This is a genomic window from Plantactinospora soyae (genome assembly GCF_014874095.1).
Classification (GTDB): Bacteria; Actinomycetota; Actinomycetes; order Mycobacteriales; family Micromonosporaceae; genus Plantactinospora; species Plantactinospora soyae.
The window spans coordinates 8951341-8964204 of record NZ_JADBEB010000001.1; the positions used below are offsets into that span (position 1 = coordinate 8951341).

8 protein-coding genes are annotated in these 12864 nt (G+C 71.0%); 2 read left to right on the top strand and 6 right to left on the bottom strand.

Going from position 1 to position 12864, the window contains the following annotated elements; translation table 11 throughout:
- Nucleotides 1–17: 17 nt before the first annotated feature.
- On the bottom strand, nucleotides 18–2012 hold the full coding sequence (locus H4W31_RS39080; protein WP_192771184.1) for a beta-galactosidase: 1995 nt from the start codon (nucleotides 2010–2012) through the stop codon (nucleotides 18–20).
- Nucleotides 2013–2078: 66 nt separating this feature from the next.
- Between H4W31_RS39080 and H4W31_RS39085 the strand changes: the two genes are divergently transcribed.
- Entirely contained in the window at nucleotides 2079–4394 is a 2316-nt protein-coding gene (locus H4W31_RS39085) for a glycosyl hydrolase family 95 catalytic domain-containing protein (protein ID WP_192771185.1), read from the top strand.
- A 104-nt stretch (nucleotides 4395–4498) separates the two neighbouring features.
- Nucleotides 4499–6844: a TIM-barrel domain-containing protein gene (locus H4W31_RS39090; protein ID WP_192771186.1), complete on the top strand. Its 2346-nt coding sequence runs from the start codon at nucleotides 4499–4501 to the stop codon at nucleotides 6842–6844.
- A gap of 133 nt (nucleotides 6845–6977) precedes the next feature.
- Here the strand turns inward: H4W31_RS39090 and H4W31_RS39095 are convergent, their stop codons facing one another.
- From H4W31_RS39095 to H4W31_RS39115, 5 genes are all read right to left on the bottom strand, one after another.
- The gene (locus H4W31_RS39095) at nucleotides 6978–8450 is read right to left on the bottom strand and encodes a DHA2 family efflux MFS transporter permease subunit (protein ID WP_192771187.1); all 1473 of its coding nucleotides are present in this window, start codon (nucleotides 8448–8450) and stop codon (nucleotides 6978–6980) included.
- A gap of 72 nt (nucleotides 8451–8522) precedes the next feature.
- Complete coding sequence (locus tag H4W31_RS39100) at nucleotides 8523–9011, bottom strand: MarR family winged helix-turn-helix transcriptional regulator (protein ID WP_192771188.1); 489 nt, start codon at nucleotides 9009–9011, stop codon at nucleotides 8523–8525.
- A 112-nt stretch (nucleotides 9012–9123) separates the two neighbouring features.
- Nucleotides 9124–10062: a carbohydrate ABC transporter permease gene (locus tag H4W31_RS39105; protein ID WP_192771189.1), complete on the bottom strand. Its 939-nt coding sequence runs from the start codon at nucleotides 10060–10062 to the stop codon at nucleotides 9124–9126.
- The gene (locus H4W31_RS39110) at nucleotides 10059–11177 is read right to left on the bottom strand and encodes an ABC transporter permease (protein WP_225945911.1); all 1119 of its coding nucleotides are present in this window, start codon (nucleotides 11175–11177) and stop codon (nucleotides 10059–10061) included. The genes H4W31_RS39105 and H4W31_RS39110 overlap by 4 nt, the downstream gene beginning before the upstream one ends.
- Nucleotides 11174–12853, bottom strand: a complete 1680-nt coding sequence (locus H4W31_RS39115) for an extracellular solute-binding protein (protein ID WP_192771190.1) — start codon at nucleotides 12851–12853, stop codon at nucleotides 11174–11176. The genes H4W31_RS39110 and H4W31_RS39115 overlap by 4 nt, the downstream gene beginning before the upstream one ends.
- Between the last annotated feature and the right edge of the window lie 11 nt (nucleotides 12854–12864).

Consider the following 12864-nt stretch of genomic DNA (forward strand, 5'->3'; position numbering starts at 1 on the left):
GCAGGAGCGCCGATCCCTCACCGCTCCCGCAGCACGGCACAACCACCGGCCGGCAGCGTGACGGACTCAGCGCGTACCCCGGTCAGCAGGTCCACTCCGGACGCCGGCACGGTCTGCGGGACGTCGGTGTGGTTCAACAGGAACAGCCAGCTTTCCCCGGCGGTACGCCGGCGCACCGCCTCCACCCCGTCCGGCGCCCCCGGACAGGTCGGCCCGACGCCGGCCGCCCCGGCGACACCGGCCAGCAGTTCGCGGTACGCGTCGTCGCCCAGCCGGGTCGAGACGTACCAGGCCACGCCGTCGCCGTACCGGTGTCGGGTCACCGCCGGCCGCCCGTCGAGCACCCCGCCGACGTACGTCAGCACCGGCTCGGCGCCGGTCAGGCGTACCGTCTCGGACCAGAGCCGGCCGGTGCTGGTGCCGTCGGAGAGCGGCAGCCGCTCCGCGGCGTCGAGCGGGTGGAACTCCTCGACCCGGATCCCGAGCAGGTCACGGAAGGCACCGGGGTAGCCGTCGAGGCGTACCCGACCGTGTTCGTCGGCGATCCCGCTGAAGTAGCCGACCACCAGGTGTCCACCGGCCGCCACGTAGTCGCGCACCTGCCGGGCGTACGCGTCCGAGACCAGGTAGAGCGCCGGCAGCACCAGCAGGGCGTACCCGGAAAGCTCGTCGCCCGGGGCGACCACGTCGACGCCGAGGCCGGCCCGCCACAGGGACCGGTGCGCCGCCGACACCTCGGCCAGGTAGTCGAGCTGCTCCGACGGCAGTACGACGGCCTGCATCCCCCACCAGCAGGCCGCGTCCCAGGCGATCGCCACCGGTGCCTGGACCACCCCGCTGTCCACCTCGGCCAACCGGTCGAGGGTCGCGCCGAGCGCCACCGCCTCCTCGAACGCCCGGGTCTGCGGGCCGGCGTGCGGCAGCAGTGCGGAGTGGAAGAGTTCCGCACCGCCGCGCGAAGCCCGCCACTGGAAGAACATCGCCCCCCGGGAGCCCCGTGCGACGTGCGCGAGGCTGTGCCGGATCATCCGTCCCGGCTCCTTGGCGTGCATCCGGCCGGGCGTGAGGACCAGGTTCGGCGCGCTCTCCATCAACAGCCAGCTCGGCCCGCCGACGGCCCGTCGACCCCAGCACCGGGCCAGGTCGGCGGCGAACGCGGTCTGCTCCTCCGCGCCCGGTCCGGCCTCGCCCGGATAGTGGTCGATCGCCACCAGGTCCACCTCCGTCGACCACCGGGTGTGGTCCACCGGCACCCATCCACCGAGTACGTAGTTGGTGGTCACCGGCACCTCCGGGGTGGCCGCGCGGAGCAGGTCACGCTGCTCGACGTACGCCCCGAGGAGCTCGTCGGAGAGGAACCGGCGGAAGTCCAGGAGTTGGCCGGGGTTGCCGAGGTACTGGGTGGCCCGGGGCGGCCGGATCTGCTCCCAGTCCGAGTAGTACTGGCTCCAGAAGCTGCCGGTCCACGCCTCGTTCAGCCGGTCCAGCTCGACATAGCGCACTCGCAGCCAGTTCCGGAACGCGGCGGCGACGTGCTCACAGTGGCACGTCGTGCCGTACTCGTTGTGCACGTGCCAGAGCGCGAGCGCCGGATGGTCGCCGTACCGCCCGGCCAGCGCGGACGCGATCTTCCGGGCCGCCGTCCGGTACGCCGGGGCGCTGACGCAGTAGGTGTCCCGGCTGCCGTGACTCAGCCGGACCCCGTCGGCGGTGACCGGCAGCCCCTCCGGGTGCCGCAGCGAGAACCACGGCGGCGGGGACGCGGTGGGGGTGGCCAGCGCCACCCGGATGCCGCCGTCGTACAGCAGGTCGAGCACCCGGTCCAGCCACTCGAAGTCGTACCGGCCGGGCTGCGGTTCCAGGCGCGACCAGGCGAAGACCCCGACCGTGACCAGGTTGACCCGGGCCCGGCGCATCAGCTCGACGTCGGCCGGCCAGAGTTCCGGCGGCCACTGCTCCGGGTTGTAGTCACCGCCGTAGCAGAGCCCGGTCAGGCCGCCCGGCCAGCGCATCCGCCCCCGCCCTTCCACCGCCCGGGATCGTTGACCTTTGTTGGGCTTCCAGCCAAAGTAGGCGGGGTGGATCTCCCTGTCAACGGACTCGTCTCGACCACCGTGACCGACGACTGGGAACACGCGCTGGTCACCGGCAACGGCCGGCAGGGCGCCCTCTGCTACGGCGGCCCGGCGGGAATCCGGATCACCGTCTCGCACGAGCGGCTGTTCCTGCCGCTGGGTCCGCCGCTCGACCCGCCACCCACCGCCCGGATCCTCGCCGAGCTACGGGCGCAACTCGCCGCCGGGCGCTACCAGGAGGCCGCCGACCGGGTGGCGACGTTCGCCGCCGAGGTGGAACCCGGGTACGCGACCACCCGCTGGGTCGACCCGCTGGTCGGCGCCGCCACCCTGTTCTGCACACCGACGACCGGCACATCCACGGCCGGCATCCCACCGCTGCCGAACCCGGCCGACGGCTATCGAAGGCGTACCGACTTCGCCACCGGGGTGGTCACCCAGTCCTGGCGGGGCGTCGACGGCGAGACCGGTGTCGACGGCGAGACCGAGGTGGCCGCGTTCGTCTCCCGGGCACACGACGTGCTGGTGGTCCGGTTGACCGGTCCGACCCGGTGGCGGATGAGGCTCGGCCCGATCGGGGGCGAGCCGCCGGTGCCGGTCGAGGTGCGGATCACCGCCGACGGGCTCGGCCTGCGCGCCCACTTCCCGACCGCCGGCACCGGGCAGGCCACCGGCTACACGGTACGGACCAGGCTGGTCGACGACACGCTCCTGCTGCTGCGTACCACGGTGGACGGCGTACCCTCGCCCGGTCCGGAACTGGCGGAACTGCCGGCGGACTTCGACACGCTGCTGGCCGCGCACGCCCGGCGGCACGGCGACCTGGTCGGCCGGGTCCGGCTGGACCTGGGTGGAACACGGGCCGGCCGGGCGGCCGACACCGAGGACCTGCTCGCCGCGGCACCGGGCACGGCGCTCGTGGAACGACTCTTCGCGGCCGGCCGGTACGCGACCGTCTCCGCCTGCGGCGGCCTGCCGCCGACCCTCCAGGGCGTCTGGAGCGGGACCTACCGACCCGCGTGGAGCAGTGGGTACACCCTGAACGGCAACCTGCCGGCCGCACTGGCCGCGCTGTCGGTCACCGGTACGCCGGAACTGATGACCCCGCTGTTCGACCTGCTCGACTCGGTCACCGACGACCTGCGGGACAACGCCCGCCGGCTGTACGGCGCGGGCGGCGTGCTGACGCCGACCCATCTGACCAGCCACGGCCGGCAGAACCACTTCGGGCCGGTCTGGTGCCAGACGTTCTGGACCGCCGGGGCGGCCTGGTTGTCCCGGCTCTACTACGACCACTGGTGTTACACCGGCGACGACCGCTTCCTGCGGGACCGGGCTCTTCCGTTCCTGCGTCGGGCCGCCGAGTTCTATCTGGACTTCGTCACCACCGGCCCGGACGGGGACGGCCCGGCCCGGTTCGCGCCGTCGTACTCGCCGGAGAACGCGCCGGCCAACACCGGCTCGCAGGCCGGCGTCGATGCCACCGCCGACGTCGCCGCCGTCGGTGACCTGCTGCGCAACCTCTCGGCCGCCACCGCGGCACTCCGCACCGCCGAGACCGCGGAGACGGGCGTCGAACCGACCGGGGAGGGCGTCGAACCGACCGAGGAGCGTTGCCGGGCGCTGCTGGCGGCGCTGCCCGGGTACCGGATCGCCCCGACCGGCGAACTCGCCGAGTGGATCGCACCGGAGCTGTCGGACAACCATGCGCACCGGCACGCCTCGCACCTCTATCCACTCTGGTACGAGCCGGACCCGACGATCACCGCCGATCCCCGGCTGCGCCGGGCCGCCGCCCTGGCGATCCGCCGCCGGCTGGCCTGGTGGCAGGGCGCGGAGTCCGACGAGATGGGGTACGGGCTGGCGCAGCTCGGGCTGGCCGCCGCCGGGCTCGGGCTGGCCGAGGAGGCGTACCAGACCCTGCTGCTGATGGCCGGTCGCTACTGGCGCCCCAACCTGGTCTCCACGCACAACCGGAACGCGATCTTCAACGTGGACCTCTGCGGCGGACTGCCGGCGGTGGTCGCGGCCATGCTGCTGCGGAGCACCCTCGGTCCCGTCCGGGCCGGCGCCGGGGCACCGCCGAGCCGGCTGGACCTGTTGCCCGCGCTTCCCCGGGCCTGGCGGCGGGGCAGCGTCACCGGGCTGCTGGCCCGGGGACCGGTGACGGTGGCCCGGCTGGCCTGGACACCGACGGATGTCGAGGCGGATCTGGTCTCCCCGGTGGACCGGTCGGTGACGGTGGGGCTGCCGGTCGGCGGGCCGGTCCACGTCGAGTTGGTGGCCGGGCGCTCGTATCGACTCCGCTTCCGCCGTTGACAGTTTGTTGGGTTACCAAAGAAACTAATAGGAGCCCGCCGGGTGTCACGGTCACCGCCGCCGACAACCGCGCCGGTCCGCGTCCCGGGAGCCGAGGAGACCGAATGCCGTACCGACCGCCCCTGGTCCCGCACGAGACGTTCGTCGCCGACCCGCCCGAGCTACCGGTCCGGGCGCCGGGCGAGCACGGACTCTCCGCGCTGACCCGGGCCGAGGTACTCAGCGCGGACGGCCAGGGCGTGACGCTCAAGGCGGGCACCTCGGACGGTGGCTCGCTCGCGGTCCGGATCACCGCCGCCGGCGAGGGCGTGATCCGGGTACGCCTCAGCGAGGACCCGACGGCCCGGGGCCGCGCCGCTCGCGCCCTGCCCCTGGTGCACCCCCAGCCGTACCGGGCCGACGTGCGGGTGGAGACCGACCGGGTACGCGTCGACGCCGGGGCCGTCGTCGCGGAACTCTGCCTCGACCCCTGGCACCTGCGCTTCGTCGATTCCACCGGGGCCGAACTGGTCAGCCAGAGTCGCGGCGAGCAGGACATCAGCGGACGGCTCCGGACGCTGCCGTTCGGCCGCTCGCTGGTCGACGGCACAGTGGCCGCCTACCACGAAAGTTTCATCACCCCCGGCGACGAGCAGTTCGTCGGCCTCGGCGAGAAGTTCACCCCGCTCGACAAGCGCGGCCAGCGGGCGCTGATGTGGAACTTCGACGCCTTCGGCAGCGAGTCCGACCGCTCGCACAAGAACGTCCCGCTCTACCTGTCCAGCCGGGGCTACGGGGTGCTGGTCGACAGCGGCATGCCGGTCGAGTTCGACATCTGCCAGTCCACCCACAGCTGCGTACAGATCCTGGTGCCGGACGACCTGATCGACTACTACGTACTCGCCGGCCCCACCCCGGTGGAGATCCTGGACCGGTACGACCGGCTGACCAGCCGGCCCGCGTTGCCGCCGAAGTGGGCCTTCGGCACCTGGATCTCGTCCGGGTTCTTCCGGGACAGCCAGCCGCGGGTGCTGGAGCGGGCCCAGCAGATCCGGGACCGGGGCATCCCCTGCGACGTGCTGCACCTCGACTGCTACTGGCAGGTCGCCGGAGCCTGGTCGGACCTGCGCTGGGACGCCGAGCAGTTCCCGGATCCGACCGGCATGCTGGCGTCCCTGGCCGAGCAGGGCTTCAAGGTCAGCCTCTGGATGAACCCGTACGTGATGACCGGCAGCCCGCTCTTCGCCGACGCGGCGGAGGCCGGTTACTTCCTGCGCCGGACGGACGGCTCGGTCTACGTCGCCGACACCTGGCACGGCAGTCATCCGGCCGGCGGAATCGTCGACTTCACCAATCCGGCGGCGGTCGACTGGTTCGCCAGCCTGCTCCGGCCGCTGCTGGAGCAGGGCGTCAGCGTGTTCAAGACCGACTTCGCCGAGGGCGTACCGGCCGACTCCGTGGCGTACAACGGGATGACCGGCGTCGAGCTGCACAACGTCTACACGCTGCTCTTCAACGACGTCGTCTCGGCGGTCACCCAGCAGGTCGCCGGGCATGCCACGGTGTGGGCCCGGTCGTCGTACCTCGGTGGGCAGCGGCACTCGGCGCAGTGGAGCGGGGACGGCAACTCGACGTACCCGGCGATGGCCAGCACGCTGCGCGGTGGGCTGAGCCACGGACTCTCCGGGGTGCCGTTCTGGAGCCACGACACCGGCGGGTTCCACGGCACACCGTCGCCTGACCTCTACGTACGCTGGGCCCAGTTCGGCGCGCTGTCCCCGCTGATCCGGTTCCACGGCACCACCAGCCGGCTGCCCTGGGACTTCCCCGCCGATGCCGAGCGGGACGCGGTGGACGCGCTCCGGCTGCGGTATCGGCTGATGGCGTACCTCTACTCGGCCGCCGTGGTGGCGGCCCGGACCGGTGCGCCGATGATGCGGGCGCTGCTGGTGGACTCCCCCGACGACCCGGCCGCCTGGACGGCGGAACTGGAGTACCGGCTCGGGCCGGACCTGCTGGTGGCCCCGATGACGAACCCGGAGGGGCGCCGGCACGTGTACCTTCCGGCCGGCGACTGGGTCGACTTCTGGACCGGTGAGGTGCACACCGGCGGCCGGCACCTGCTGGTACGGCGACCACTGCACCAGGTCCCGCTCTTCGTCCGGTTCGGCGCGCTGATTCCGGTGCTGCCGCCGGCCGACCGGGTCGGCGACGCGCCCTTCTCCGATGTCACCGTGCTTAGCTGGGGCGCCAGCGACGCGAGCACGGTGGTGTACGACGTCGACGGCGACACGACGATCCGGGCCAGCCGCTCCGGGAACGAGTTCCGGGTCGAGGCCGACGGGCCGCTGTCGATCAGTGGAATCGCCCTCGCCAGGGTGGACGGAGCCCGGCTGCCGGATCGGCTGCTGCTCAGCGGCGCCGAGACGGTGCCGGTGCTCCTGGATGGACTACCCACCGTGCGGGGTTGAAGGTCGGGGCGGGGTGCCCAGGTGGGGGGCGCCCCGTCCCTCTTCAAAGTCGCGCCGATCCCGGCGCACCTCCACCGGGCCCTGGTCTCGACGATCGCGAGCTGGCGGTATTCGAGGCCGGTGCAGAACCTGATCAGGCGGCCGGCGACGCCACGGCGACCCGGTCGCGCTCCACCGGTCCGGCGTCGGGCCGGCCCTGCGGCCGGCGCAGCACGGTGAGCGCGACGACGAGGGCGGCGACGACCAGCCCGGTGGCGACCGCGAAGGCGAGCCGGTAGCCGCCGGTCAGCGCCGCCGCCTCGGTCTGGCCGGCCGCGAGCAGGTCCCCGGTCCGGGACGCCGCGAGCGTGGCGAGCACCGCGACGCCGAGGGCCATGCCGAGTTGCTGGGTCGTGTTGAACAATCCGGAGGCGAGTCCGGCGTCGTCCTCGCGGGCGCCGGACATCCCGAGGGCGGTCAGCGCCGGAAGGGCGAGGCCGAAGCCGGCGGTCAGCAGCATGACCGGAAGCAGGTCGACGACGTAGTTCGCCTCCACCGGAATCCGCACCAGCAGTCCGAGCACCCCGACCAGGAGCACCAGCCCGGCCAGCAGGACGGTGCGTTCGCCGAACCGGGCGTTGAGCCGGGCCGAGACGCCGAGCGACACCGCCCCGATCACCGCGGCCGCGGGCAGCATCGCCAGTCCGGTCTTGGCGGCGCCGTAGCCGAGCACGTTCTGCAGGTAGAGCGCGACCAGAATCTGGAACGCGAAGCAGGCCGCGACCATCAGGATCTGCACCAGGTTGGCCCCGGCGACGCTGCGGGACCGGAAGATCCGTAGCGGCAGGAGCGGGTTCGCCGCGGTGGCCTGCCGGGCGACGAAGGCGACGAGCAGGATCACGGCCAGCGCGCCGTACCCGAGGGTGGCGCCCGAGGTCGCGCCGCGCGACCCGATGCTGACGACGGTGTGGATGCCCAGCATCAGGCCGGCGGTGACCAGCAGCGCACCGAGTACGTCGGCACCGGCCCCGAGGCCGAGCCCCCGGTCCCTCGGCAGCACGGGACGGGCGACCACGAGCGCGGCGAGCCCGATCGGCAGGTTGATGAAGAAGATCCAGTGCCAGTCGAGCGCGTCGGTGAGGAGCCCACCGAGTACGGAACCGAGTGTCGCGCCGACGGCGCCGGTGAAGCTGAAGACGGCGATCGCCGTACCCCGTTCCCTGCGGTCGACGAAGAGCGTCACCAGGATGCCGAGGCTGACGGCGGTCGCCGCCGCGCTGCCGACGCCCTGGAGGAACCGGGCGACGATCAGTACCGCCGGGGAGCCGGCCACGCCGGCCAGGAGTGAGGCGGCGGTGAACAGCGCGGTGCCGGCCAGGAACATCCGCTTGCGGCCGAGCAGGTCGCCGAGGCGTCCGGCCAGCAGCAGCAGGCTACCGAAGGCGATGAGGTAGGCGTTGACGACCCAGCTCAGGCCGGCGGAGGAGAAGCCGAGATCGCGCTGGATGGCCGGCATCGCCACGGTCACGATGCTGCCGTCGAGGATGGTCATCAACATCGCCGAGGCGATCACCCCGAGGGCGACCCAGCGGGAGCGCGGCACGGACGAACCGGATGTAGCGGACATTTGTCCTCCTGTCGAGCGGACTAACAGAAGGACCGTACCAAATAGTTTTGTTGCAGACTATCTGTCTGCGATCTAACTCTCCCGCTGACGGGCGCGGCGTACCGGGGTGGGCGTCTCGACCGGCGCGGCGAGATACCCGGTCACCAGGCGTTCCATCACCCGCAGCAGGACCGCCCGCTCGTCCGGGGACATCGTCGCCAACGCCTCCTCGTGCACCCTGTCCACGATCACCTGGCTCTGCGCCGCCACCCGGGCACCCTGCTCGGTCACGGCGATGATCCGGGCCCGGCGATCCCGGCCGGACGGCCGCCGCTCGGCCAGCCCGGCCGCCTCCAGCGCGTCGACCGTGACCACCATCGTGGTCTTGTCCATGTCACCGATCTCGGCGAGCTGGGCCTGGGTCCGCTCCCCTTCCATGGCGTGCACCAGCACGCAGTGCATCCGCGCGGTGAGCCCGATCTCGGCCAACGCCGCCGCCATCCGGGTCCGCAGCACATGACTGCCGTGGTCCAGCAGGAACGACAGATCCGGCTCGGTACGGGTCGGCGCCATAGCGGTCATACCGATCAGCATAGCAATCCGGTCCGTAACGGATTATCTACCAACAGTAACAAGTGTAAGGAAGGGCCCCCTGTTATCGCTTTTTGTAGATGAAGGGGCCCTTCCTAACAGGTCAGCCCTTGACCGCGCCGATGATCACGCCCTTGACGAAGTGGCGCTGCACGAAGGGGTAGACCAGCACGATCGGCGAGACCGTGACGATGACCACCGCCATCTTGATCGCCAGCGTCGGGGGCATCGAGACGCCCACCGCCATCCCCGAGGTGTTCGGGGACTGGCCGGCGAGAATGAAACTCTGCAAGATCCGCTGGATCGGGAACTTCGAGTTGTCGTCGATGTACAGCAGCGCGTTGAACCAGACGTTCCAGTAGCCGACCGCGTAGAACAGGCCGACCACGGCGATCACCGCGCGGGACAACGGCAGCACGATCCGGGCCAGGATCCGGAACTCGCCGGCACCGTCGATCCGGGCACTGTCCAGCAGCTCCGCCGGAATGTTCTGGAAGAAGGCCCGGATCACCACCAGGTTGAAGACACTGATCGCGGTCGGCAGGATCAGCGCCCAGATGCTGTTCTTCAGCCCGAGCCCGGTGACCACGAGATAGCTGGGCACCATGCCGGGATAGATCAGGAAGGTCAGCAGGAAGTAGAAGAGCAGACCCCGGTGCGCCACCGAGCCGGGGCGGGACAACCCGTACGCGGCCAGCACGGTCAGGGTCAGGCTCACCGCCGTACCCAGTACGGTGATTATCGTACTGATCCAGAGCGCCCGGGCGACCAGACCACCGGAGAAGATCGTCACGTACGCCGAGAAGTCGATCTCCCTCGGCACCAGGACCAGACCACCGACCTCGTTGATGGTCTCCCTGGACGCCAGACTGGTCACCAGGACCACCCAGAGCGGAATCAGCACCGCCAGAACCACTCCGGTGAGGACGGCGCCCCGAGTGACCTGGCCGGCCACGCTCGGCTTCTCCTCCCAGGCCGGTCGGCTGCTCGGCCGTCGGCGCAGGTCCGGACCGACCTTCCGTACAGGATCAATCACACTCATGATCGCGAATACACTCCCCGCTCGCCGAGGGCGTGGGCGAACCGGTTGGCGGCCAGGATCAGCACCAGTCCGACCATCGCCTTGAACAGGCCGGCCGCCGCTCCGTACCCGTAGTTTCCGGTCGTGATGGAGTTGAAGTAGACGAAGGTGTCCAGCACCTCGGCGGCCTGCCGCCCCACGCCGTCCCGTTGCAGCATGAACTGCTCGAAGCCGACCGAGAGCGCGTCACCCAGCCGCAGGATCAACAGCAACACGATCACCGGCCGCAGGCCGGGCAGGGTCACGTGCCAGAGCCGCCGCCAGCGGCTCGCCCCGTCCACCGCCGACGCCTCGTATAGATGTTGGTCGATCATGGACAGCGCGGCGAGGAAGACGATCGTGCCCCAGCCCACGTCCTTCCAGACGGTCTCGGCGGTGACCAGCAGGATGAAGGTGTCCGGGTTGGACATGATGTTCCACGGTTCGAGCCCGACGTCGCGCATCTCCTGGGCGAGCAGCCCCGCCCCGCCGAACATCTGGACGAAGAACGTCACCACCAGCACCCAGCTGAAGAAGTGCGGCAGGTAGACCACGGTCTGCACGAAGCCACGCAGCCTCGAGGAGAGGATGTTGTGCAGCATGATCGCCAGCACGACCGGCAACGGGAAGTAGAAGACGAGCTGGAACGCCGTGATCGCCAGGGTGTTCCGCAGCGCGTCCCAGAACGCCGGGTCACCGAAGAGCGCCTCGAACTGGCCGAACCCGATCCACGGACTGGACGTGAACGCCGCCAGCGGCGTGTCCCCGGCGTACGGGTTGTAGTCCTGGAACGCGACCACGTTGCCCAGGGTCGGCAGGTAGTGGAAGACCAGCAGCAGCAGGGCGGCCGGGGTCACCATCAACAGCAGTGGCCAGTCCCGGCGCAGCCGGGCCCGCAACGGCGCCCGCTTGCCGCGCCGGCCCCGACCCCGTCCGTGCCGGACCGGCGTACCCGGAGGATCGCCGGTGCGGTCCGGGTCGCTGGCCGCGCTCAGGGCGTCGGCGCCGGTACGGTTGCCGGCCGGCCCGGAGAAGCCGGGCGGGCGGCGCCGGTCCTCACCGGCACCACCCGCCCGGGCCGCCTCACGAGTGCTCATCGTCCGGCGTCGGCCAGTGCCTTGGCACGGAAGTCGCGAGCCTCGTCACCACCGCCGCTGCGCCACTCCGAGATGATCGTGTCGAGATCGGTCAACGGGCGGCGCCCCCGCATGACGTCGATGATCTTCTCGTCGGTCGGGGTCAGGCTGGCCTTGAACCGGGCCGGCATCTCCAGCTTGAGCCCCGCCCACGGGTCCTTCTCCATGAACTTCACCATGTCGTTGGAGTAGGTGAGCGCGTCCCGGACGAAGTTCGGCGTCTGTGGGAACGGCTGGAGCACCGGGTTCCGCCCGCTGATGAAGAAGTACTGGTTCTGGATCTCCTTGAAGCCGAGGTCGGTCTTGACCGGCCCGGTGGCCGTCCGGGTGTGGTGCTTGCCCTCGACCCCGTACTCGCGCAGGTCGAACTCCTTCGTGCCGAACGGCGCGGAGCACCAGTTGATCACCCGCAGCAGCTCCTCGACCCGGGCCTTGCCGAGCCCCTTCTTGATGAAGGTGAACGAGATCGGGTCGTCGTCGCCCCAGACCAGCGGGTCACCGCCGGTCGCCGAGAAGATCGGCACCGCCTGCACGTTGAAGCCGGGGGTGGTCTTCTGGTGCTCGGCCTGCAGGCCCTGCCAGGCGCCGGGACCGTCCTGCATGAAGACGATCTTGCCGCCGGCCATCAGCTGCTTGGCGTCGGCGCCCTTGGTCGCCACCAGGTCGGGATGGACCAGGCCGGCCTGGAAGACCTTCACCATGAACTCGACGGCCTGCCGGAACTCCGGCGTCTCGTACTTGAACTCCGGGGTGCCGTCCGGCTTGAGCCGCCAGCCGTCGTCGGTACCCGGTGCCTTGTAGAACATCTGGACCACCGCGAAGATCTCGTTGAAGGCCCAGACCCCCTTGCCGGGGTTGGTCACCGCCTTGCCGACCTCGAAAAGCTCGTCGATGGTCTTCGGATAGGTCAGCCCGGCGGCGTCGAGCAGGTCCTTGCGGTAGAGGAGCGCCCACGGGAAGGGACCGTCGGTCGGGTTCGGGACGGCCATCAGCCGCTCGTTCCAGAACGAGTTCCGCCAGGCCCCGGACGGGAAGGTGGCCAGCATCGGGTACGCGTCGACCGCGGGGCCCTTGAGATAGTCGGTGAGGTCCTCGAAGAGTACGGCGACCGCGTCGGAGAAGCGCGGCAGCTTCGACACCTCCCACTCGGGTACGCAGAGCAGGTCCGGTACGTCCCGCGCCCCGAGCATCGCGTTGAGCTTGTTGGCGTAGAGGAGGCCGTCCTGGACGCTGAAGTTGACCTCGACGCCGAGTTCCGCGTTCACCGCCGCCAGATAGGCGCTCTGTCCCACGCCGGGCGGGGCCGGCCCCCAGGCCGGGGTCATCGCGGTGATCTTCTGGCCGCTGGTCGCGGGCTTGTCGGCGATGGCGTCGACCAGGCTGGTCGGGAACTCCGTGTAGCCGTCAGGCACCGGCCGGACACCGGTGATGCTCGGCTTCGGAATGTCCAGCGCCAGTTCCTTGTGGTTGGGCAGCAGGCCGGCGAGCTTGTCCAGGTCCTGCGCGTTGCTGGTGGGGCCCACCTCGCCGCCGCAGCCGGCGAGCAGGCCGCCGCCGGCGGTCGCCGCGGCACCGAGGCCCACCAGGCTCAGGAAGTTTCTACGGTTGGTGGCGCCGCCCGGGCCGGATGGTTCCACGGGGCGCTCCC

Bases quoted from the DNA above. Each gene is read 5' to 3' on its own strand.
- H4W31_RS39100 (WP_192771188.1), bottom strand. From the start codon at position 9,011: ATGACCGCTATGGCGCCGACCCGTACCGAGCCGGATCTGTCGTTCCTG.
- H4W31_RS39105 (WP_192771189.1), bottom strand. From the start codon at position 10,062: ATGAGTGTGATTGATCCTGTACGGAAGGTCGGTCCGGACCTGCGCCGA.
- H4W31_RS39090 (WP_192771186.1), top strand. From the start codon at position 4,499: ATGCCGTACCGACCGCCCCTGGTCCCGCACGAGACGTTCGTCGCCGAC.
- H4W31_RS39095 (WP_192771187.1), bottom strand. From the start codon at position 8,450: ATGTCCGCTACATCCGGTTCGTCCGTGCCGCGCTCCCGCTGGGTCGCC.
- H4W31_RS39110 (WP_225945911.1), bottom strand. From the start codon at position 11,177: ATGAGCACTCGTGAGGCGGCCCGGGCGGGTGGTGCCGGTGAGGACCGG.
- H4W31_RS39080 (WP_192771184.1), bottom strand. From the start codon at position 2,012: ATGCGCTGGCCGGGCGGCCTGACCGGGCTCTGCTACGGCGGTGACTAC.